This window comes from Haloarcula sp. R1-2 (genome assembly GCF_011627385.1).
Taxonomy (GTDB): Archaea; Halobacteriota; Halobacteria; order Halobacteriales; family Haloarculaceae; genus Haloarcula; species Haloarcula marismortui.
Genome location: NZ_JAANTG010000001.1, coordinates 29,915 through 51,663, shown reverse-complemented (window position 1 = coordinate 51,663; position 21,749 = coordinate 29,915). Strand labels below are relative to the sequence as shown.

Here is a 21,749-nt window from a genome sequence, read left to right as displayed (position 1 = left end):
AACGCATTCGGGTCAAGTCAGTCGGCTGACGTGCCGTAGAAAAAAGCGGAATCGGGCTGCAACGCACTACATCCTGCACAGAACCGATACCGTCCAGTGAGAGTGGTATCAGCGCTAGTTACTCGGCATCGTCTGCGTCGTCTTCCAGCCGGACGCCGGGTTCGATGACGGCACCGCTCTGGCGCTCGCGGTTGCGTTCCACGATCTGACCCCACTCCGTCAGGCCCTCGCGGACGGTGTCAGCGTCGAAGCCGATGGTCTCCCCGACCGCGATGATATCTCGCGGTGCCCGAATCTGGAGATGAGTGTTCGGCGACGCCGAGACGACGAAGGGCGCGCCGGCGTTCTCGACCAGTTCCCGGAGCTTCCGGAGTTCCTTGATGGCCCGGACGCGACTGCCGCCGGAGGCCCGGAGCACCGAGCCGAAGTCGAACTCGACGCGGACGCCGTTGTCAGCCGCCGCGTTCGCCAGCACGTGGTTGAAATCACCGTCATCACGCATCGGATGGGCGAGCACGTCGACAGTCGGTTGCTCGACCGCGAACCGATTGATGCGGCGGTCGCCGCCGTGGACGACGACGACCGTCCGGTCACTTCGGTAGTTCCCGACGAAGCCACTCGCCCGTGAGGGGTCGTCCGCTCGGACCTCGATGCCGGCCGCGACATCAACCCCATAGGCGTCGCTGATGGCATCGGCGTCGTAGTCCGCCTGTTCGTCACCGTGGTTCCTGACGACGATACCGTCGTACTCTGAATCAGCGGCCGTCAGCGCGTGTCGGGCAACGGTGCTGTCGCCGTCAGGATGAGCGTAGACGGCCTCGTACATCACAACTCCTCTAGGAGTTCGCGGGCGTTCTCGACGGCCTTCTCCCGCTTTGCAGGGTAGGCCTCGACTTTCGCCCGAAGCGTGATGCCGTTGCCGCGTTCCACGTTCCCGCCGAACGCGGCCTGTTTGCCGAACGTGAGGAAAAACGAGCAGTTGTCGTCAACCCGGTCGTCAAGTTCCGCACGCACCGCGTCGATCTCCGGCGCTGACGCTACTTGCATGAGCACGTGCCGGATGTCGTCGGCGTTCTCGACGCGAGCCGAAAGGACGATGATCCGGTCGCCGTAGTGCCCCTCGCTCTGTGCGCGCTCGACAGGGTAGTCTTCAGGGAGGAACGTCCGGAGCGCGTCCTCAACGCGCTTGTCGTCCTCTGTTGCGTAGCAGAAAGTCCGGAGGTCAACGTAGTGGAACGGAACCGACGACATTGCGGCCCTACTCGTCCTCAGCGGCTTCGAGGTTGTCCTCGGGGACGCCCTGTTCTTGGCCGTCCTCGAAAGAAACCGTGTAGTTGGCGTCGCCAAACATCGTCTCAACGACCTGCGTGATGGTGCCTTCTTCGCCGTCGTAGTCGCTGTGCTCGTCGTGGAGAATAACGCTGTCGTCCTCTTCGAATGCCATACCCGGCGATACTCGGTGGCTCGTCAAAAAGGGACTGATTCGGGTTTGCTCGGCCTAACCGTGGACGTGGTCAGTAAATGGAGCGGTGACACGTCCTGTATTGACCAATCGGGACAGCGATAAACCCCGATTAGCGTAGACCGAGCGGTGCGCCGGCCAGCAATGACCGTTCCCATGTTCTCTATCACTTCGGTTGTGGAAGGTCCAACACTAATTAGACCTGTCTAAACATTTGCTTAGACAAATAGAATTAAGTGCCGGGGAGCTCCACAGTCACGTGCGTTCTGTCAACCACGGAACGCAAAGGCGTATAGATCGAGTGGGTAGAACGAACCGTCAGGTCGTCACAAAACCAAAGAGTTCCTGCTACACGGGAGCGTGGCTTTCCTTGTTCGGACACCTTCCCGTGTTTCGTTTCGAATGAGCCAGCCCAGCGTGTATCCCCATCCACACTTCCCCACCAGTGTCAGCAACGCAATGGGTTCGATAGCGAAGCCGCCCGAGATTCGCCACGACAGCCGATCTGTCACAACAACTGTTATGGGACTCTCTAAACTAACCATCGACATGATCAATCCACCGCTTTCCCCCATCGAGACGGCTGTTTCGTCGAGGTGTCAGACACAGATAGGACACAGATGACGAGCGTCGACGACCTGTGGTTCCTCTCTGATAAGGCCTGTCAGACGGCCGAACAGACGTATCACGACCTCCGGAAGCGCTACACGGATTTCGTCGAGTTCACGCGCCACCGCAACGTCCCGCGGAGTCGGTTCCAAGATGTGGCGACCGGCGCCCGGGATCACGGCGCACCCTACGGCGCGCACACGCTCGCCTACCGACCCAGCGGTGAACTCCTGCTCGTCCGCCACGAAGGCGTCGATATGTGGGTTCTACCCGGCGGCGAGCTCGACAGAGGCGAGTCCTTCCAAGAGGCCGCACTGCGGGAATTAGGCGAGGAGAGCGGCATCGAAGCAACCATCGAGGGACTGGGGATGCTCGGACGGGTCGAGTTTTACTGCGACGGTAATATGGCCTGGGGCGTGCTGCCAGTGTACGAGGCGCAAGCAGAGACGACCGACATCGCCGTCGACGACCCGGACCACGAAATCAGCGAGGCCCAGTGGTTTGACAAACTACCGGCCGATACGCGCGACCGCGAAGAGATCCTGCAGTGGCGCGGACAGCGGTTCAGCGGCAGAGCGTGAGCCGCCGAAGTCGGGTCGATTACTCCGGCCCGAACGACTGCCCGTCGCGGGCGTCGGCGTTCATCCGGCGGATGGTCGCGCGGGCGTTACTCGCGTCGTAGCCGAACAGCACGGTTTCGGCGTACTCATCGGCCACCTCGACGGCCTTTGAGAGATCGTCAACGTCCACGTCGACGGCATACAGTTCGATGCTAAAGGGTGTCGAGAGTCGGTCCTGCCAGCCTTTTGCGAGAATCTCCAGCCAGTAGGTTGTCGAGTACGCCATGTCGTAGATCGGGACGACGAACTCGTCGACGTACTCGGCGATGTCGTCAACCGCGACACCCGAGCGGGCCTCGAGGTGGCCGGGGTAGGGGTCTGGATACAGCGTGAGGTACATCTTCCCGGGCACGCGCTCGCGAGCCTCGGCGACAAACTCCGTGATGACGTTGCTGCGCCAGGCCGACCAGTCCTCGAACTCGCTGTCGGCGAAGCGCTGCTCGCAGCGGTCACAGTGGCAGTACTCGTCCCGTGGAAAGCCCACGTCATCGAGGCGGACGTCCTCGTTGACGGCGGCGGCCTCCTCGATGATGTCGAGCAGGCCCTCGCGGTAGCGGTCGTGGGTCGGGCAGACGTACGTCCAGTCGAAGTACGGCTGGTTCCGCGTTGCCGGCGTTCCCTCGTCGTCGAACGCGAGCAGGTCCTCCTCGCTCTCGACCGCGTTGTCGCCGAAACAGGACACCATGTTTACCGCGCCCGCAATCGGTTCGACAGCGCGGCCGGTCACGTCCTTGACCTCGTAGAACGCCCGGTCGAACTCGGACCACTCCGTCTCCTCCTCGTTACGGGTGACGACGCCGTACATACACGCTGGTACGGCGGTTCGCCGGGTAAGGGTTCGGAAAGCGACGGCGCTGCCGCTGACAGCGCAGAAGCCGAGAGAATACTGCCGGCCGTCATAGTACCCGACCCAATACAACGCCGTTGAGGACCAGTAGGCAGGGCGGCCGGCAGTAGGTTCAGAGGGCGATACAGCCGATTCGCGCAGCGTTACCGCTTGACGACGTACACGAGGGCAAGTGCCATGACCGCGACGAGGGCGATGATTTTCTTTGACATCGTTTCAATAAACGAATACCGATTATAAAGAACTACCGCCGTGCTAATCGTCAGCACTCCCCTCTGTATCAGCGGGCATATCGGCGTCAGGGCCGGGGATATCGGCCCCGTCGTGGGTACCGACCGGCGGTCGGTTTACCGCTGCCGCTGACGAGTCTTCGAGGGGAGTCCGGTCGTCAGCGTCAGCCTCGATCGATTCCATGTCGCCGTCAGACCGTGCATCCTGATCGATGCGCATCGAACAGAACTCCACGCCACACATCGAACAAAAACGTGCCTCCTTGTAGTTGTCACCGGGGAGCGTCTGGTCGTGGTACTCGCGGGCGCGGTCGGGGTCAAGCGCCAGGTCGAACTGCTCGCGCCAGTCGAAGGCGTACCGGGCTTCCGAGAGGGCGTCGTCCCAGTCCCGTGCCCCCTCGCGGCCGTTTGCCACGTCGGCGGCGTGAGCCGCGATGCGATAGGCCGCGAGTCCGTCCCGCACATCGGATTTTTCCGGGAGGCCCAAGTGTTCCTTTGGAGTGACGTAACAGAGCATCGCCGCACCGGCACGGCCTGCCTCCGTCGCACCGATGGCGCTCGTGATGTGGTCGTAGCCCGGCGCAACGTCGGTCACGAGCGGGCCGAGAACGTAGAACGGTGCGCCGTCACAGACCTCCTGCTGACGTTCGACTTGCTCAGCGACCTGATCCATCGGGACGTGGCCCGGTCCCTCGACCATCACCTGCACGTCGTGCTCCCAGGCGGTCCGCGTGAGTTCCCCGAGCGTGTCCAGTTCGGCGAACTGTGCGTCATCGCCGGCATCGGCGAGACAGCCCGGCCGGAGGCCATCGCCGAGGCTGAAAGTCACGTCGTACTCACGGAATATCTCGCAGATGGCTTCGAATTTCGTGTACAGCGGGTTCTCCATGCCGTTCTCCTCGATCCACTTGGCGAGGATGGACCCGCCGCGAGAGACAATCCCCGTTTTGCGGCCGTCAGTCAGCGGCAGGTGTTCCATCTGGACGCCGGCGTGGATAGTCATGTAGTCGACACCTTGTTTCGCCTGTTTCTCGATGGTATCCAGCAGTAGTTCGTGCGTGATGTCGCTCGGGTCGCCGGCGCGTTTGACCGCCTCGTAGATGGGGACCGTGCCGACGGGCACCGGAGAGTGCTCGACGTTGGCCGACCGAATCGCGTCGAGGTCGCGCCCCGTCGAGAGGTCCATCACCGTGTCCGCGCCGTAGTGGACAGCGGTGTGAAGCTTCTCCAGTTCGCCCTCGATATCGCTCGTCTCCTCGCTGTTGCCGATGTTTGCGTTGACCTTCGTCGCAAACTCCCGGCCGATAATCATCGGATCCAGTGAGTCGTGACCGACGTTTGCGGGAATCACCGCCTGTCCGTCAGCGACTTGCTGTCGAACGAACGCCGGGTCGACACCTTCGCGCTCTGCGACTCGCTCCATCTCCTCGGTGACGGTTCCGTTCCGCGCTGCTGCCATCTGCGTCATAATCACTAGGTTATACTACCAAGTTATAAAACACTATGGTCGAACGCGTGAAAGACACCCCGTCAATACTGGGAACAACCCCAACACCGATGTACCCGAACGAGAAATGAGCGAATAATGGCCCGACAAACCCGGCGTGCAGTACTTGCGGCACTGGGGAGTGGTATCGCCGCAACCGCTGGCTGTGGGGCATTCGGGCAGGAACGGGTAGACGTGCTGGTGGCAGGGAGTTTACAGAAGGCAGCCAGCGAGACGCTCCAGACCCAGACAGACGTCGAAATCGCCGTCGAAGCCCGCGGTTCAGTGCAGGCCGCCCGCCTGGTCGCTGACGGGAAGCGCGACCCGGCTATTGTCGCGCTGGCGGACCCGACCCTGTTCAACCGGGTCATGGACACCGCCTGGCACGCCGTGATCGCCAGCAACGAGATGGTACTTGCGTACAACCCAGAGACAAGCGCCGGGACCCGTATCACGGACGCAGAGCCGTGGTACGTGCCGCTCAGACGTGACAGCGTCTCGCTCGGCCGTACTGACCCGGCGCTTGACCCGCTTGGCTATCGAACGCTGTTCGTGCTGGCCCTCGCGGCGGACTACTACGACGAACCCGGCCTACCAGATGCTATCCTCTCGCCGGACCAGACGTACCCCGAGACACAACTGCTCGCGCAGTTCGAGACGGGAGCCGTCGACGCCGCCTTCGTCTACCGGAGTATGGCGGTCGAACGGGACTACCCCTTCCGGGAGTTCCCGCCGGAGATACATCTTGGCGACCCCGCATACGCCGAGCAGTATCAGACCACCAGCTACGAGCTGCCGAACGGCTCGACAATCACTGGCAGCCCTATCGAGTACGGGGCTATCCGCCGCAATACCCAGGAAGCGACACGTACAGCCTTCGAGGCAGTCCTGTCCGGAGACTGGCTCGCATCACACGGATTTACCCTCCGTCAGGCCTATCCTCGACTAGTGGGAGATGTCCCGAACACTGTCACGCGGTGAGACCAGTGCCGGCCACACGGTCGGCGTGCGCGAGCTCGTTCCCGCGCTGGGAGCGGTGCTACTCCTGTATTTCGTCGTTCCGGTGCTGGTGCTCGTTATCACGTACTCCCCGGCGGCGCTGCTGACGAGTCTGACAGAGACGTACGTCATCAACGCCGCAGTCACATCTCTCGTTGCCGCACTCGGCAGTACGACCATCGCTGTCGTATTTGGCCTCCCGCTTGCCTACTGGCTCTCGCGAAACACCAGCGTGCTGGCGACCGCAGCGATGGGTGCCGTCGTCCTCCCGCTCGTCCTCCCACCGGTTGTCAGCGGGATGTTGTTGTTGACCGTCGTCGGCCCGAACGGACTCGGCGGTCTTACCGACCTGACGCTGACACGGTCGCTGCTTGGCGTCATCGCCGCCCAGACGTTCGTCGCGTCGCCGTTTTTTGTCGTCACTGCCAAGGCCGCCTTCGATGGCATTGACGACCGGCTCGAAGAAGCCTCACGGTCGCTCGGACGCGACTGGGTCGGGACGATGCGTTCGGTGACGGTCCCGCTCGCAAAGCCCGGGCTGCTCGCCGGACTCGTACTGACCTTCGCCCGCGCGATGGGCGAGTTCGGCGCGACGATGATGCTGGCGTACTATCCGCGGACGCTCCCTGTCCAGATCTGGGCCTCGTTCATCTCTGACGGACTGGATGCGGCGCTGCCCGTGGCAGTAGTGCTGCTCGGCGTCGCGCTCGGGACGCTGCTGGTGGTCCATGCACTGCGGGCGACGCCGTGGCGGTAGCGGTTACTGCAGGAAAAGTCGCACCACCAGCTTATCGCTCGTGTGCCCAGAACTCCTCGTCGACGGTGACTTCCTTCTTGAACAGCGGCACCTCCTCTTTCAGCCGGTTGATACCGTCTTCGACGGCGCGGAACGCCTCAGTTCGGTGGCCGGCCAGAATGACGACGAAAACGATGTCTTCGCCAGCGTCGACCACGCCGGTTTTGTGGTGTAGTCGAACCGCGTAGACGCCGTCGCGTGCTTCAAGATCCCGCCGAAGTGCGGCCATCTTTTCCGCGGCGACCTCGTCGTAGCGTTCGAACTCCAGCAGCTCCGTTGGCGGGTCCTCCGGCCCCTCCTGTGCACGAACGCGCCCGGTAAACGTCGCTATTGCACCCGAGTACACCTCGTCCGGGTCCCGCTTTACGTCCGCGACAAGTGTTTCCAGCGTGATGTAGGGGTCTCGCTCCTCCACCGCGGTGAGGATGTCGTCAAGGTCAGCGTCTGCACCGTGGGGCGTGCGATGGATGACGGGGTCGGCGGCCTCGCGGTCGCCGAGGACAACTTTCGGGATGTTCGCGTCCGAATACCCCTCTACGAGTACGTAGTCGTAGTCGGGCGAAAGGTCGCCCAGCGTCTCGTCGAGCGTCCGCGACTGCCCCGTCGCGTACCACTCGCCGTCGTCGGTGAGCGCGACGGTCTCGGCCGCTCCAGCGTCGCGGTGGCGAACCGTGTCTTTTCCGTCCGTGTCTACATCCGGCGCGTGGGTGCAGTGTTTCACCGTCGCGACACGGCCGGTCCCGGAGAGCCGCTGTGTCAACCGCTCGACCAGCGTGGTCTTCCCCGAGTCGGAGTGGCCGACGATACCGAGGACTTGCATACGCGCCAGTAGCAGGGCGACGTAGATAGACCTTTTTCATAGCGGCGTCGCGGCTGTCGTCAGTAGCCCTTCCTCAGCGGTCGACAGTTTTCTCGACCACACGGATATCTTCGATAGCTGTCGTGGGATACTCGCCGTCATCGTCTTTCTCGTTTGCTTTCACCATATCCCAGACGACGTTGAGGCCGGTTGTCACGCCCTCCAGCGCCTCCATCTCGCAGCCGGTCTTGCCGACCGTCTCGACGGCAACGGTGATTTCGACGGCCTCGTCGCCGACGGTGAACTCGACTTCGACGTTCGTGATGGGGATCTGGTGGCACATTGGCACCGTCTCCCAGGTGTGTTTTACCGCCTGAATCGCGCCGATACGGGCTGTCGCCAGCACATCGCCTTTCTCCACCTCGTCGGCGTCGATGGCCGCCAGCGTGGACTCGGTGAGTCGAATCTGTCCGCGTGCGACTGCGCGGCGCTGGCTCTCGGCCTTGTCGCCCACATCGACCATCTGTGCGTCCCCCTCCTCATCGACGTGCGTGAACTCCTCGGACATAGCTATCCGTAGCCGACGCCGGCCCAAAACCGTGCGGGTCCGCGTTACCGGCGGACGAGCCCAAGCAGGTGGCCCACGGCTGGCGCGACGAGTTTCTCCGCGCCCGTCCGGGCGGCGTTCTCACTGCCAGGGAGGCAAAACACCAGGCGGTCGTCGACGACGCCGGCGGTCGCGCGCGAGGCCATCGCCATCGGCCCGACTTCCTCGTAGGAGAGCCAGCGGAACAGTTCACCGAAGCCGGGAACCGGCCGGTCGAACAGCGGTTCGATGGCGTCGACAGTCACGTCGTCGGGCGTGAGCCCAGTCCCGCCGGTCGTCAGAACCACGTCGACGCCGTCATCTAGCAGGGAAGCGACAGCGTCCTCGATAGCGTCCATCTCGTCCGCGACGAGGCGGCGCTCGGCGATTTTGTGGCCCGCGTCTTCGCAGGCCGTGGCGATGATGTCCCCCGCCGGGTCATCATCGAGTGTTCTGGAGGTGGAAACTGTGAGGACCCCTATTTCAACCCCTTCGGCGTCGTGGGCGTGATGGTCGTCATGGGTGTGTTCCTCGTGGCTATGGTCGTGGTCACTGTCGTGTTCGTGCTCTCCGTGGTCGTGGCTATGCTCTCCGTGTTCATCCTCGCTGTGGCTGTGACCTGCCTCGTCGTGGCCGGTCGCTTCGTCGTGGTCGTGCCCCATACCGGAGATGATAGGCGGCGGCAAAATATACCCTCGGCTGCGTGGCCAGTGGTCGGGCCAACTCTGACAGAGTGCAAAAGTAGGAACCAGCCGAGAGAGCCGGTGGCTTACTCGTAGTAGGGGAGCCGTTCGACGATCTCCGCGAAGGCCACGTTCTCGCGGACCTGATCCATCTCGACGCGGAGGCGCTCCCCGACATCCGCATTGGAGACGATGACGACGTACCCGCCGTCAATGCGCGCGACGCCGTCGCCTTTGTCCCCGATGTTCTCGATTTCGACCACACGCGTCTCACCCTCGGCAACGGGCGGGGACGACGGTCCAAACTCCGGTTCCCTGCTCCGCTCGTCGGACTGTGAATCGGACTGCAGTCCGGATTGAGAACTGGATTGCGGCTCCTGCCTGGAGTCGGAACCAGACTGCGGCTCTTGCTTGGAGTGGGACTCTGACTGGGACGCGGGTGCCTCAGCCGCCGACTGGAACAGTGCGATCCGGTACAGCGTCTCGGGGGCCAGCGTTCCCAGCTCGACCTCCTGTTTTGGAATCTCGATCACGTACGAGTCGTGCTGCTCCTCAACGGGTGCGGTAAAGAGACAGTGAAGATCTGAATCGGTCGCCATTAGTATAATTGGTTGGACTAGCACCGGAACTGCATTGATTCTGGTGTTTTCGATCCGCCGGGCCGAACGCTGCTAGAAGGAGTGGCAAACAGGCTGTGCACGCCTGCTATCGAGCGAGCCGTCGAGCAGCGTGGGGCGATTACTCGAATTCGAACAGCCGACGGAGTTCGCGCTCGATAGCGTCAGTGAACGCCGATAGCACTGTGTCGAACGTCGCTTCGTCGCCCGGCAACGACTGCGCACGCGCTGCAGTGTCGTCGGGGAGCCGGATGCTAAACGTCCCGTTGCCCTCGTACACCGGCTCGCTCTCGCTGAGAATCTGCCGGTCGATCCCACGAAGGACCTCGGAGTCGTACTGCCCGTGCAGTTCCTGATACGCGTTCGAGTACGCCGTTTCGAGCTCTTCGAAGTAGTGGACGTATTTCTCGTCGAACTTCTCGGCGTCGAACTCGGTCATAGATGCAGTGTCGCCGGGGCGAGGGGAAAAGGTTCTGTGACTCCGTGGACGTCGTTTACCACTCCCCCGAAACCCCGATTTCACCGGCAAAGTGCGTGAAAAACTCGTCCATGAATTCCCGGCGTGTCTGACCGAGACGCCGGCCAGGTTGGGTGTACAGCGTATCTAATCGTTCCTGCGCCCAATCTCGAAGCAGTTCGATATCCGGAGAATTCGACGTTCCGAGGTCGGTAGCTGACGTGTCATCGATGACCGCGTATTTCTCACCCGTCCGCCCAGACCGCTCGCCGACAATACAGACCAGTCGGACGAGTCCGCGTGCCCCGGCAGCGTCCAGCTTGTCCGCATCGAAGAGGAGTTTCGCCTCCAGCGTTCTTGGCTCCGGCGAACTCGTGCGGATACTGTGTGCTTGAATGCAGTGTTTGATACGGCCGATTCGGTCGGGTTTCACGCCTTCGGCCGCGAGTAGCTGTGCGGCTTCCGCCGTGGCCCAGTCGTCGTGGTCATCAATTTCACCGGCCCGCTCCCGGGGCCGACCGATATCGTGGAGCCACGCTGATGCGGCAAGGACATCCCGGTCGACCGATCCATTGCAGTCGCCCGCGAGCCGAAGCGCGATGTCTCGAACTCGCTTGGCGTGAAACTGGTCGTGCGCTGGGAGGGCGTCGTCGTAGTACGGCATCGACAGTGTTCGAGCGAGGGGACCCAGTTCCTGTGTCATTAGCGGCAGTGGCACCTCGCGTGCCGGCTGGAATAATTGCTATGGAATGTGCCAGCCTCACTGACATGACACAGAGTGGAGCCACTCAGCAGGAGTCAAGCAGGTCATCAAGGAGTTTTCGCTGGGCCGCAGCGAGGTGCTCGGTAAACGTCGAAGTGGAGATATCCAGCGCGTCGGCCACGTCACCGGCGGTCGCATCGCGCGGATGTTCGAAATAGCCCATCTCGTGGGCCCGAGCCAGCACCTCGCGCTGGCGGCTAGTCAGTTTCGCGCGGTCAAGCACGACCGGCCGGTCCGCCTCGGTGGGGGTGTCTTCCAGTAGCCGCCGGAGTTTGACGGCCTCGCCTTCCGACTGGAGGTCAGCGACAATCTCTCGCAGGGTCGGAACATCGTCAACGAGGAAGGTGACGACGAGGGATTCGGTGTCCGCCGTGAACTCATGAACGACGCAGCCGGCTGCTTCGATACGTTCACACACGCAGCCCTGCCCGGCCGCTCTGGACAGTTGGAAAACGTGTCGCTGCTCGTAGGCGAACACGTGGTCAACGTTCAGACCATCGGTCTGTAGCACTGACGGCGGCCCGTCACCACCTTTGAGGGTAAACTCTTCGATGACGGGGTCAGCAGCGGCACTCGTTACGCTTCGGGAGACCGACGACACTGACCACTCCTCATCAGCGTGGGGCTGTACGTGACAGGACCGAGGACCGAACACTTCGACCTCGGCGAGTATTCGGCCCGACATGTCCGATAGATGACTCGGCTCACATAAGAAAGGTCACGCGAACATGTTCGTATAAAAAACCGCCATATAATGGGCCTAAGATGTCGGGCTGGCAGTTCATCGGGGTGCTGGCATAAACCCCGAATACAGCGACACAGATAGCCGTTCGAATCGCTGGCGAACCGAGATAACACAAGATTATGAGACGCAACACGATACTCATCGGTCTGTTGATAACAGCGGTGTTGCTGCCGATGTGGTACGTCGCCTTGCACGGCGAACCACCGTCGGAGGAAATCGCTATCGACGAGAGCGTCAGCGACATCCGGCCGCTCGAGAGCCCAGTAGAGACGCCGAACAAGCTGTCACCGAGCCAGGTCGGTGTCGTCGTCTGGGTCGCCCTGTTCGGTCTCGTGGGCGTGCTGACGGCCGCCCACCAGTTTATGAACAGGGCGGTCCGGCCGCCTGACGACGCCGAGCCGGTCACCGACGGCGGGACCGTCTCGTTACCGTGGCTCAACACGGAGCACCGCTGGGTCGTCGAGTACCACGACGCCTCGGACGCCATAGAGGGACTCGTCGCCATGAGCGGGCTGACGGTCCTGTCTATCGTCTTCGCGGCGCTGTTCACCGGCGAGTACCTCACGCTCGCCCGCACCCAGTACTTCGGGCTGTACGCGACCGGGCTGTTCCTCTCGCTCGCGCTCTCGACGGTCGCGTACTACGCCTGGTTCATGCCACACGTCGAAGTCGCCGAAATCAGGGGGCACGAATGATAGAGTATCCGAAACCCGATGACGACGACGAGGAACAGGGCGACGACTGCTCGTGTGACGGGGCCACCGGTACATCTCCAACGCTGTACGGGGACGCCCGTGCGGAACTCCGCCGGCGTGACTTCGCGAAGTTCCTCGCGACCGTCGGCGGCCTGACTGCCGTCGCCAGCCTCACCGCGCCCCTCGCCAGCACCACGCAAGTGTTCGAGCGGGGGTACAAGGGACCGGTGTACTCCGACGGCATCCACCTCGTCGACGGCGAAGGCGAGCGCATCACCGAGGGCCGACTCTCCGAGGGCGAACACATGACTGTGTTCCCGGAGCCACGACCCGGCATCGAGGACGCGCCCACACTGCTGGTGCGCTACGCCGAGTCCGACTACGGCAGCGACATCTCGGAGGGGTTCACAGTCAACGGCTACGCCGCCTTCTCGAAGGTGTGTACCCACGCCGGCTGTATGGTGTCGGACCGGGAGGAGGACCTGGTCGTCTGTCCCTGCCACTTCGGGAAATTCAACGTCTTGGAAGGGGCGGCGGTCAGCGGCGGCCCGCCGGGACGACCGCTCCCACAGCTCCCGATTACGATGACCAGCGACGGATTCCTCGTCGCCACCGGTGACTTTGAGGGGCCAGTCGGCCCCGGAGGTGGATAATGTCCCGCGCCAAAGCCGTCTACGACTGGTTCGACACGCGCCTCGACCTGGAGAACGGCCAGACGTTCCTCGGCAAGGCGTTCCCGGCCGAGGACTCGTTCCTGCTGGGCGAGGTGGCGCTGTTCTGTTTCCTCCTCCTGATCCTGTCGGGGGTCTTCCTCGGGTTCTTTTTCGAGCCCTCGACCTCCGACGTGGAGTACGACGGCAGCGTCCAGAAGTTCCAGGGCGAGGAGATGCCCGAAGCGTTCGTCTCGGTGTTGCACATCACCTATGACGTGCCCTTCGGGATGTTCATCCGCCGGCTCCACCACTGGGCGGCCCACCTCTTTGTCGCCTCCATCGGGTTGCACATGTTACGGGTGTTCTTCACCGGTGCGTACCGCAACCCGCGGGAGCCAAACTGGGTCGTCGGCACCGGCCTGGCGGCCCTCTCGATGGGCGCGGCGTACACCGGGTACGCCTTACCGTTCGACGAGTTCGCTGCCACAGCCACGAGCATCGGCTACAACCTCACGATATCAATCCCCCTGTTAGGTGATTTCCTCGGCCAGGTGGTGTTCGGGGGTGAGTTCCCCTCCAGTGCCACCATCCCGCGGCTGTACTTCCTGCACGTCCTCGTGATACCGGCGGCCATCGCCGTGGGCCTGGCCGTCCACATGGCCATCCTCATCAGACAGAAACACACCGAGGCCCCGCGGGACGGCAACGTGACGGCCGGTCGCCAGACTGTCGACGAGGACGACGACGACATCATCATCGGCCTGCCCGCGTTCCCGAATCAGGCCGCCGTCTCCGCGGTGGTGTTTTTCGTCACCGCGGCGACGCTGTCGGCACTTGCGGGCCTGCTGCCGGTCCACAACGTCGCCGAGTACGGCCCGAACAATCCCGCGTCCACGCCGGAGCTCATCATGCCGGACTGGTTTCTGATGTGGGTGTACGGCTTCCTGAAGCTCCTGCCACAGATCAGCTTCAACATCGGCCCGGCCCACATCAACGGGGAGTTCATCGGCGGCATCGTCCTCCCGGGGCTGGTGTTTGCCGCGGTCGCCGTCTGGCCGTTCATCGACCGGACGGAGCCGACCCACTTCACCGCGGACCCGCTGGACCGGGCCTGGCAGACCGGGGTGGGCGTGGCCGCCGTTGCGTTCATCATGATCGCCTCGATTGCGGGGATGAACAACATCCTCGCGGACCAGGTGCTCGGAACGACGACGAACGTGGTCAACCCCATCCTGACGGCCGCGCTGCTGGTCGTCCCACCCATCTTCGGCGGCATCACGTACCTGCTGTTGCGCGACGGCGAGCCCACGCCGTCACAGGAGAGCGACGTGGCCGCGGACGGCGGCTCTGTCGGGGATGAACCAGATAACACCGAACCGGAGGGAGACGAATGACTGCGAACGTCGAACTGACTGAGCGACAGTATCGCCTGCTGGATACGACGAGCAAGCTGGTCGGCCTCGTGCTGGTCGCCGCCGGCCTCGAAGTCGGCGGCAGTACGCTCGCCGGCATCGCCTTAGCCGTGGCCGGCACTGCCTGCGCGACTGCGACAGTGTTCATCACCAATGAGTAGAAACGACCTGACCGACGACGAAAGGGACAGTGCGGGAATCAGTCGCCGCGACTTCGTTCGCGGCCTCGGAGCCGCATCGCTGCTTGGCGCGACGGGGCTGTCCTTCGCCGACGACGGCATGGACGGCCTCGAAGCGGTCGACGACCCCATCGGGTCGTATCCGTATCGGGACTGGGAGGACCTGTACCGCGACGAGTGGGACTGGGACTCCGTCGCCCGCTCGACCCACAGCGTCAACTGCACCGGCTCCTGTTCCTGGAACGTCTACGTCAAGGACGGCCAGGTCTGGCGCGAGGAACAGGCCGGCGACTACCCGACGTTCGACGAGAGCCTCCCCGACCCGAACCCGCGGGGCTGCCAGAAGGGGGCCTGTTACACCGACTACGTCAACGCCGACCAGCGCGTGCTCCACCCGCTCCGTCGCACCGGCGAGCGCGGCGACGGCCAGTGGGAGCGGATTAGCTGGGACGAGGCGCTGACCGAAATCGCCGACCACGTCATCGACGAGGTGCAGGCGGGCCGGTACGACGCGATTTCGGGCTTTACCCCCATTCCGGCCATGTCCCCAGTAAGCTTCGCCTCCGGCTCCCGGCTGGTCAATCTGCTCGGCGGTGTCTCCCATAGCTTCTACGACTGGTACTCGGACCTGCCGCCGGGCCAGCCGATTACGTGGGGCACCCAGACGGACAACGCCGAATCCGCCGACTGGCACAACTCTGACTACATCATCGCCTGGGGGTCGAACATCAACGTCACGCGCATCCCCGACGCGAAGTACTTCCTCGACGCCGGCTACGAGGGCGCAAAGCGGGTCGGTATCTTCACCGACTACTCCCAGACGGCCATCCACACCGACGAGTGGCTCTCGCCCCACGGCGGCAGCGACACCGCGCTCGCGCTTGGCATGGCCCAGACCATCGTCGACGAGGGGCTGTACGACGAGGCACACCTCAAAGAGCAGACCGACATGCCGCTGCTCGTCCGGGAGGACACCGGGAAGTTCCTCCGGGCGAGCGAGGTCGGCCTCGCCGAGGACGCCGACGACCCGGACAAGGTGTTCGTCATGGTCGACGCCGACGGGAACCTCCGCCGTGCGCCCGGTTCGCTCGGCGAGCGGGACGGCCAGAAGGATTACTCCGCGAGCATCGAACTCGACTTCGACCCGCAGTTGTCGGTCGAGCGGAGCGTCGACACCGACGAGGGCAGCGTCGCGGTCCGGTCGGTCTGGGAGAACCTCACCGACGAGCTCAGCCAGTACACGCCCGAGGTCGTCCACGAGGAAACCGGCGTCGGCGAGAACACCTACCAGCGAGTCGCACGTGAGTTCGCCGAGGCCGACGCCGCCAAAATCATCCACGGCAAGGGCGTCAACGACTGGTACCACAACGACCTGGGCAACCGCGCCATCCAGCTGCTCGTGACGCTGACGGGCAATCTCGGCGACCCTGGTACCGGGCTGGACCACTACGTGGGACAGGAGAAGATCTGGTCGTTCCACGGCTGGAAGGTGCTCTCGTTCCCGACCGGGAACGTCCGCGGCGTCCCGACGACGCTGTGGACCTACTTCCACGCAGGTATCCTCGACAACACGGATCCGGACACCGCCGAGAAGATACGCGAGTCCATCGACAAGGGATGGATGCCGGTCTATCCCGAGGAACGGGACGACGGGAGCCGACCGGACCCGTCCACGATGTTCGTCTGGCGCGGGAACTACTTCAACCAGGCCAAGGGCAACGTCGCCCTCGAAGAACAGCTCTGGCCCAAACTCGATCTCGTCGTCGACATCAACTTCCGGATGGACTCGACGGCGATGTACTCCGACATCGTCCTGCCGGCGGCCAGCCACTACGAGAAGTACGACCTCTCGGAGACGGACATGCACACCTACGTGCACCCGTTCACGCCGGCCGTCGAACCGCTCGGCGAGGCCAAGACCGACTGGGAGATATTCCGCCTGCTCGCCGAGAAGATACAGGAGCGGGCCCAGGAACGCGATGTCGAGCCGATCGAGGACCGCAAGTTCGACCGGACCATCGACCTGACGACGATACACGACGACTACGTCCGTGACTGGGAGACCGGCGAAGAACAAGGGCTCGTCGAAGACAAAGCCGCGGCGGAGTTCATCCTCGAACACTCTGAGGAGACCAACCCCGAGGGCAGCGACGAGCAGATAACCTTCGACGACATCGACGAGCAACCACAGCGGTTCCTCGAAGCTGGCGACCACTGGAGTTCGGACATCAAAGACGACGAGGCGTACGTCCCGTGGCAGGACTACGTCCACGACAAGAACCCGTGGCCGACCTTCACCGGCCGCCAGCAGTACTACATCGACCACGACTGGTATCTCGAACTCGGCGAGGAGCTGCCGACCCACAAGGAGGGGCCGGAGAACACCGGCGGGGACTACCCGCTGTCGTACAACACCCCCCACGGTCGCTGGTCGATCCACTCGACGTGGCGCGACGACACCAAGATGCTCAGGCTCCAGCGCGGTGAGCCAGTGGTGTATCTGAACCCCGAGGACGCCGCGGAGCGGGGCATCGAGGACGGCGACACCGTGGAGGTGTACAATGACCTCGGGAGCGTCGAGGTGCAGGCGAAGATCTACCCCTCCAGCGAACCGGGGACCGTCCGGCACTTCTTCTCCTGGGAGAAGTTCCAGTACCCCGACCGGGACAACTTCAACACGCTCGTCCCGATGTACATGAAGCCGACGCAGTTGGTCCAGTACCCGGAAGACACCGGTGAACACCTGTACTTCTTCCCGAACTACTGGGGGCCGACCGGGGTCAACAGCGACGTGCGTGTCGACGTCCGACCGAGCGGAGGTGACACCGAATGAGTACCGACCAACAGGACGACCAAGGCGAAGAGGACACGCTGGTCAACGTCGCTGACGGCGTCGACCACCAGGTCGCGATGGTGATGGACCTGAACAAGTGCATCGGCTGCCAGACGTGTACCATCGCCTGCAAGAACCTCTGGACGGAGGACGGCGGCAGCGAGTATATGTACTGGAACAACGTCGAGACCAAGCCCGGCGAGGGCTACCCGCGGGGCTGGGAGGACTCCGGGGGCGGCTGGGAGTCGAGCGAGCACTCGGACCGCTCGCCCGGCGAGATCCCCGACGAGGAGGACTACGGCCGCGCCTGGGAGTTCAACCACGAGGAGATTATGTACGAGGGCAGCGACGAGCCGCTGCGGCCCCGCGACGGCGCGGAGTGGGGTCCAAACTGGGACGAAGACCAGGGGGCCGGCGAGTACCCCAACAGCTACTACTTCTACCTCCCGCGCATCTGCAACCACTGCACACACCCCTCCTGCGTCGAGGCCTGCCCGCGCTCGGCGCTGTACAAGCGTCAGGAGGATGGCATCGTCCTCGTCGACCAGGACCGCTGTCGGGGCTACCGCTACTGCGTCGAGGGGTGTCCGTACAAGAAGGTGTACTACAACACTGTCTCGAAGAAATCCGAGAAGTGCATCTTCTGTTACCCCCGCATCGAAGGGGAAGGCCCCGACGGAGAGACGTTCGCCCCGGCCTGTGCCGAGGAGTGCCCGCCACAGCTCCGCTTGGTCGGCTTCCTCGACGACGAGGAGGGACCGATTCACAAGCTCGTCAACGAGTACGAGGTGGCCCTGCCGCTCCATCCGGAGTTCCGCACACAGCCCAACGTCTACTACATCCCGCCCTTCGCCCCCGGCCAGCACACGGAGGACGGCGAGACGGTCGACATCGACCGGATTCCCCGGCAGTACCTCCGGAACCTGTTCGGCGACGGCGTCGACCAGGCCCTCGACACCATCGAGCGCGAGCGCCAGCGGGCCCGACAGGGGGAAGACAGCGAACTGATGGAACTGCTGCAGGACAAAAACCCGGCCAAACAGTACCGACTGGAGGTCTTTGAGGATGACTGACCACCGACGCACGCTCATACTCACGGCGGTGCTTTCGGCGCTCATCGTCGTCTCGACGGTGGCCGCGCCGATGGTGAGCGCCCGGCCAGCACACGAAATCCCGGTTTCCGAGGTATCGACGGCCGACCTCGCCGAACCGAACGCCGATGGCTGGGAAGAAGTCCCGGCCTCGGACGTACCGCTTGCGAGCGCCCCGAGTAGCGTCCCGAACGCCGACGAGACATCCGTCGAGACAGTCGACGTGCAGGCGGCTCGCACTGACGAGCGACTGTACGTCCGGCTGGAGTGGCACGACGCGACTCGGGACATGAACGCCAACGCCACGCGGGAGTTCGCCGACGCGGTCGCGGTCCAGTTCCCGGCGAACACGAGCTCCCGGCCGCCGATAGCGATGGGCGGGCCGGACAACCAGGTCAACGTCTGGTACTGGAGCGGGTCGACCGGAACACAGGAACTGCTGGCCGGCGGCGCTGGCTCGACGACGGCGTTCCAGAACCCAACCGTGCAGGCGAACGCGAGTCACAGCGGCACCGGCGGCAACGCCACCTGGACGGTAGTCTACTCGCGCCAGCTTGACGCGCCGAGTGAGAACCGGACCGACCTGCGGACCGACGGCGACCTCGACGTGGCCTTCGCCGTCTGGAACGGCTCGAACGGCGAGCGGTCCGGCCAGAAGGCCGTCAGCGAGTGGCACTACTACCCGTTCAGCGGCGGCCCGCAGGGACCACCCTACGAGACGTTGCTGTGGAGCCTCGCCGGGGTCGCCATCGTCGCTGTCGTCGGCGTCACCAGCTTCGGCATCTACCGCACACGGGGGGTCGAGTAATGGCAACGACACCAACTGACCCGATGGACGACATCGACGAGGACGCGGCCGCCCGTGGCGCGGTGTACGCGACGCTCGCCAAGGCGTTCGAGTACCCCGAGGAGTCGTTCCACAGCGCGGCGGCCGACGGGACGCTGGAAGCTGATTTGAGAGCGTGTCTCGGCCGGACGGGCCTCGACGTGGCCATCCCGTCGCTCGCCACCGACGACGACTACGAGACGCTCGCGGCCCGCTACAACGACATCTTCGAACTCGGCTACAGCGAGTACACGGACCGGACCGACGGCTCGCTGGAGGCGGAGGGGCCGCCGGTCCCGCTGTACGAGTCCAAGTACCGGCCGGACCACTCCTGGAACGACGTGAACCTCGACCTCTCGCGGGCCTACAGCCACTACGGCCTGGAAATCGACCAGGACGAGCGAGACAACCACGACGCCGTGACATACGAACTGGAGTTCGCGGGCTATCTGGCCCGCCGTGAAGCCGCCGTCGGCGAGGACGCCGCCCTCGCTCGGCTGGACTTCCACGACCGCCATCTTGGCCACGCGGCCGCAGGCGTCGCAGACAGACTGGCTGACGAACCGGGAACGGAAATCTACGGCGGCTTCGGCGAACTGCTGGAGGCGTTCGTCCGAGCCGACCGCAACGACCTCGCGGCACGGGTGGAGGACCGGCGATGACGGCGGCGCTACAGCAGCGACTCAGACCGCTGCTCCACGGTGGAAGCCATTCGGTCGCGGACCTCGCAGTCGGCGCTGCGGCCGTCGCAGTCGCCGCCCGTTACTTCGCTGTGCTGTTCGTCAACGCACCAGGGTACGGCGGCGTCCCGATTTCGCCCGGCCTGGCAACGGTCGTGTCCACAGCTGTCGTCGCCGCGGCTGCTGTTGCCGTGGCCGTCACCGACGCCGACCCGCTCACCGGCATCGGGCTGCTGTTCGTCGGCGTGTTCGGCCTGCTGTCGCTGCTCAGTAGCGCAGCCGCGCTCCCGGCGGCCGCCGCAATCGTCCTCGGGACGGCGACCGTCGCCGCCGTCGCGGGCCGGCGGCTGGACCTCGTTTCGGCCGCCGCGGTCGCCCTGCTCGTCGCGGCGCTGAGCGTCGGCCTGGCGAGCGGCGTCGGCGGCTGGACAGGCCTCCGACCAGTAGCCTCAACCGTGGCGCTGCTCGGCATCGCGTCGACACCGGCGTTCGCCGCGACCGATTGGCGCTCGCTGTCGACGGCGGACTGGGGCGCAGTAATCGGCGGCCTCGCCGCCTTCGCCGTCGTTCTGAGCGTCGGTCGGGCCGTCCCGTTCGTTACGGGCGCGGTCACGCTCACGGGCACCGGCGTCGTCGGAACGAGTCTGCCGGTCATCGCACTGGCCGCTGCCGGTGCGGTGACGACGGCCAGCGCCGCGAGTCGAACGCGGCGGTGGCCGCTACTCGCCGGCGTTGCACTGGTCGCGTTCGCCGGCGTCCCGGCGTCGCTCCCGCGCGCGCTCCCGTTCGCGCTCGGCATCGCCGCGCTCACCGCACAGGAGGGGAGACGATGACTGGTTGTCACGACGACGACGAGTTCGAGAAGCACCTCGAAGAGGACCCGGACCCGCAACTGGACCCCGAGCGCAGTCCGGGCCTGCACACCGACATCGAAGCGCTGGAGGACATCGAGGTGAGCCGTGAAGACGTGACCATCGGCGAGGCCACACCCGAGGAACTGGCCGCCAGCGACACCGAACCCGTCGAGGGCGACGCGGTGGCGTCGCTGCTGTCCGATATCGAACACGGCGAGAAGACCGACCGCCGGCGCGCCGCCCTCGAACTCAAAGACCGCGCGTCCACCGACGAAATCGTGGCGGCCCTGGCCCGCGCTGCGACGACCGATGACGACAGCGACGTGCGCCAGTTCGCCGTCGAGGCGCTGACCGCCCACGGCGGCGAGCGGGCCGCGGCAGTGGCGGTGGAACTGTTGGGCGACCCCAACCCGTGGGTCCGAGCGGAAGCCGTCGTCACGCTCGATAACGTCGACCGCGAGGCCCACGAGGACGATATCGCGGCCGCAATCGACGACGACCACCACGCGGTCCGGCGCAACGCGGCTATCTCGCTGTTCAAACTCCGCGGCGAGGCGATGGCCGACCTGCTGTTGGAACAGAGCCACGACGACAGCGAGCGGGTCCGCGAGTGGGCCGCCCACATGCTCGGCGGCGTCGACGAGGACCGCGCCCGCGAGCGACTGCGCGAACTAACTGACGACCCGGCCACCGTGGTTCGCCAGACCGCCGAACGGTCGCTCGACGTGGACCCCGGACGGTTCCGCCGGCAGTTCGGCGGCGCGCTGGAGAACGACGCGCGACTACTGCCCGGCGAAGACAGACTCAATCGGATGCCCGACCTCTGA

Annotated in this window: 25 protein-coding genes; 13 read left to right on the top strand and 12 right to left on the bottom strand. The window is 64.4% G+C overall.

Going from position 1 to position 21,749, the window contains the following annotated elements:
• Positions 1–118: 118 nt before the first annotated feature.
• Genes G9C82_RS00275 through G9C82_RS00265 form a run of 3 tightly spaced genes read right to left on the bottom strand, consistent with a single transcriptional unit; the run spans position 119 to position 1,444 of the window.
• Positions 119–826, bottom strand: coding sequence for an RNase P subunit p30 family protein (locus G9C82_RS00275; protein ID WP_127013071.1), 708 nt, complete (start codon positions 824–826; stop codon positions 119–121).
• On the bottom strand, positions 826–1,251 hold the full coding sequence (locus G9C82_RS00270) for an RNA-binding protein (RefSeq protein ID WP_127013070.1): 426 nt from the start codon (positions 1,249–1,251) through the stop codon (positions 826–828). The genes G9C82_RS00275 and G9C82_RS00270 overlap by 1 nt, the downstream gene beginning before the upstream one ends.
• Positions 1,252–1,258: 7 nt before the next feature.
• Entirely contained in the window at positions 1,259–1,444 is a 186-nt protein-coding gene (locus G9C82_RS00265) for a hypothetical protein (protein ID WP_004515500.1), read from the bottom strand.
• A gap of 638 nt (positions 1,445–2,082) precedes the next feature.
• On the opposite strand from G9C82_RS00265, the gene G9C82_RS00260 reads away from it, so the two are divergent.
• A complete protein-coding gene (locus G9C82_RS00260; RefSeq protein WP_127013069.1) occupies positions 2,083–2,652 on the top strand; it encodes an NUDIX hydrolase in 570 nt (189 codons plus the stop codon).
• Between the two features lie 19 nt (positions 2,653–2,671).
• On the opposite strand, the gene G9C82_RS00255 is transcribed toward G9C82_RS00260, so the two are convergent.
• Positions 2,672–3,496 (bottom strand): hypothetical protein, encoded by an 825-nt coding sequence (locus tag G9C82_RS00255; protein WP_004960799.1) that lies wholly within the window; start codon positions 3,494–3,496, stop codon positions 2,672–2,674.
• Between the two features lie 297 nt (positions 3,497–3,793).
• Positions 3,794–5,236, bottom strand: a complete 1,443-nt coding sequence (gene thiC / locus G9C82_RS00250; protein ID WP_127013068.1) for a phosphomethylpyrimidine synthase ThiC — start codon at positions 5,234–5,236, stop codon at positions 3,794–3,796.
• A 117-nt stretch (positions 5,237–5,353) separates the two neighbouring features.
• Here thiC and G9C82_RS00245 point away from each other — a divergent pair, with 117 nt between their 5' ends.
• Both G9C82_RS00245 and G9C82_RS00240 read left to right on the top strand, forming a co-directional pair.
• The gene (locus G9C82_RS00245) at positions 5,354–6,235 is read left to right on the top strand and encodes an extracellular solute-binding protein (RefSeq protein ID WP_004960792.1); all 882 of its coding nucleotides are present in this window, start codon (positions 5,354–5,356) and stop codon (positions 6,233–6,235) included.
• Positions 6,210–7,010, top strand: coding sequence for an ABC transporter permease (locus G9C82_RS00240; RefSeq protein WP_004960789.1), 801 nt, complete (start codon positions 6,210–6,212; stop codon positions 7,008–7,010). The genes G9C82_RS00245 and G9C82_RS00240 overlap by 26 nt, the downstream gene beginning before the upstream one ends.
• Positions 7,011–7,041: 31 nt before the next feature.
• Here the strand turns inward: G9C82_RS00240 and G9C82_RS00235 are convergent, their stop codons facing one another.
• The 7 genes from G9C82_RS00235 to G9C82_RS00205 all read right to left on the bottom strand — a co-directional run bounded on the left by G9C82_RS00235 (position 7,042) and on the right by G9C82_RS00205 (position 11,639).
• Complete coding sequence (locus G9C82_RS00235; protein ID WP_127013067.1) at positions 7,042–7,869, bottom strand: molybdopterin synthase; 828 nt, start codon at positions 7,867–7,869, stop codon at positions 7,042–7,044.
• A gap of 73 nt (positions 7,870–7,942) precedes the next feature.
• Positions 7,943–8,416 carry a cyclic pyranopterin monophosphate synthase MoaC gene (gene moaC, locus G9C82_RS00230; RefSeq protein WP_127013066.1) on the bottom strand — a complete coding sequence of 158 codons (474 nt, stop codon included), beginning with the start codon at positions 8,414–8,416 and terminating at the stop codon, positions 7,943–7,945.
• A 44-nt stretch (positions 8,417–8,460) separates the two neighbouring features.
• Positions 8,461–9,096 (bottom strand): molybdenum cofactor biosynthesis protein B, encoded by a 636-nt coding sequence (locus tag G9C82_RS00225; RefSeq protein ID WP_127013065.1) that lies wholly within the window; start codon positions 9,094–9,096, stop codon positions 8,461–8,463.
• Between the two features lie 107 nt (positions 9,097–9,203).
• Positions 9,204–9,716: a TRAM domain-containing protein gene (locus tag G9C82_RS00220; protein ID WP_007190104.1), complete on the bottom strand. Its 513-nt coding sequence runs from the start codon at positions 9,714–9,716 to the stop codon at positions 9,204–9,206.
• A gap of 139 nt (positions 9,717–9,855) precedes the next feature.
• Positions 9,856–10,173, bottom strand: coding sequence for a DUF5783 family protein (locus G9C82_RS00215; RefSeq protein WP_004960775.1), 318 nt, complete (start codon positions 10,171–10,173; stop codon positions 9,856–9,858).
• Between the two features lie 55 nt (positions 10,174–10,228).
• Positions 10,229–10,894 (bottom strand): HD domain-containing protein, encoded by a 666-nt coding sequence (locus G9C82_RS00210; RefSeq protein ID WP_127013064.1) that lies wholly within the window; start codon positions 10,892–10,894, stop codon positions 10,229–10,231.
• 85 nt (positions 10,895–10,979) lie between these two features.
• Entirely contained in the window at positions 10,980–11,639 is a 660-nt protein-coding gene (locus G9C82_RS00205; RefSeq protein WP_011223489.1) for a helix-turn-helix domain-containing protein, read from the bottom strand.
• A 179-nt stretch (positions 11,640–11,818) separates the two neighbouring features.
• On the opposite strand from G9C82_RS00205, the gene G9C82_RS00200 reads away from it, so the two are divergent.
• From G9C82_RS00200 to G9C82_RS00155, 10 genes are read left to right on the top strand one after another with little or no spacing between them, the layout of a single operon-like run.
• Positions 11,819–12,394, top strand: coding sequence for a hypothetical protein (locus tag G9C82_RS00200; protein ID WP_127013063.1), 576 nt, complete (start codon positions 11,819–11,821; stop codon positions 12,392–12,394).
• Positions 12,391–13,047, top strand: coding sequence for a ubiquinol-cytochrome c reductase iron-sulfur subunit (locus tag G9C82_RS00195; protein ID WP_127013062.1), 657 nt, complete (start codon positions 12,391–12,393; stop codon positions 13,045–13,047). The genes G9C82_RS00200 and G9C82_RS00195 overlap by 4 nt, the downstream gene beginning before the upstream one ends.
• Complete coding sequence (locus G9C82_RS00190; RefSeq protein ID WP_127013061.1) at positions 13,047–14,441, top strand: cytochrome bc complex cytochrome b subunit; 1,395 nt, start codon at positions 13,047–13,049, stop codon at positions 14,439–14,441. Before G9C82_RS00195 ends, G9C82_RS00190 begins: the two co-directional genes overlap by 1 nt.
• The gene (locus G9C82_RS00185) at positions 14,438–14,620 is read left to right on the top strand and encodes a hypothetical protein (RefSeq protein ID WP_007190098.1); all 183 of its coding nucleotides are present in this window, start codon (positions 14,438–14,440) and stop codon (positions 14,618–14,620) included. Before G9C82_RS00190 ends, G9C82_RS00185 begins: the two co-directional genes overlap by 4 nt.
• Positions 14,613–17,471, top strand: a complete 2,859-nt coding sequence (locus G9C82_RS00180; protein ID WP_127013060.1) for a molybdopterin-dependent oxidoreductase — start codon at positions 14,613–14,615, stop codon at positions 17,469–17,471. Before G9C82_RS00185 ends, G9C82_RS00180 begins: the two co-directional genes overlap by 8 nt.
• Positions 17,468–18,544 carry a 4Fe-4S dicluster domain-containing protein gene (locus G9C82_RS00175; protein WP_127013059.1) on the top strand — a complete coding sequence of 359 codons (1,077 nt, stop codon included), beginning with the start codon at positions 17,468–17,470 and terminating at the stop codon, positions 18,542–18,544. The genes G9C82_RS00180 and G9C82_RS00175 overlap by 4 nt, the downstream gene beginning before the upstream one ends.
• Positions 18,537–19,370, top strand: coding sequence for an ethylbenzene dehydrogenase-related protein (locus G9C82_RS00170; protein ID WP_127013058.1), 834 nt, complete (start codon positions 18,537–18,539; stop codon positions 19,368–19,370). The genes G9C82_RS00175 and G9C82_RS00170 overlap by 8 nt, the downstream gene beginning before the upstream one ends.
• The gene (locus G9C82_RS00165; RefSeq protein WP_127013057.1) at positions 19,370–20,050 is read left to right on the top strand and encodes a molecular chaperone TorD family protein; all 681 of its coding nucleotides are present in this window, start codon (positions 19,370–19,372) and stop codon (positions 20,048–20,050) included. Before G9C82_RS00170 ends, G9C82_RS00165 begins: the two co-directional genes overlap by 1 nt.
• Positions 20,047–20,901 (top strand): phosphate ABC transporter permease, encoded by an 855-nt coding sequence (locus tag G9C82_RS00160; protein WP_127013056.1) that lies wholly within the window; start codon positions 20,047–20,049, stop codon positions 20,899–20,901. Before G9C82_RS00165 ends, G9C82_RS00160 begins: the two co-directional genes overlap by 4 nt.
• Positions 20,898–21,749 carry a HEAT repeat domain-containing protein gene (locus G9C82_RS00155; protein ID WP_127013055.1) on the top strand — a complete coding sequence of 284 codons (852 nt, stop codon included), beginning with the start codon at positions 20,898–20,900 and terminating at the stop codon, positions 21,747–21,749. Before G9C82_RS00160 ends, G9C82_RS00155 begins: the two co-directional genes overlap by 4 nt.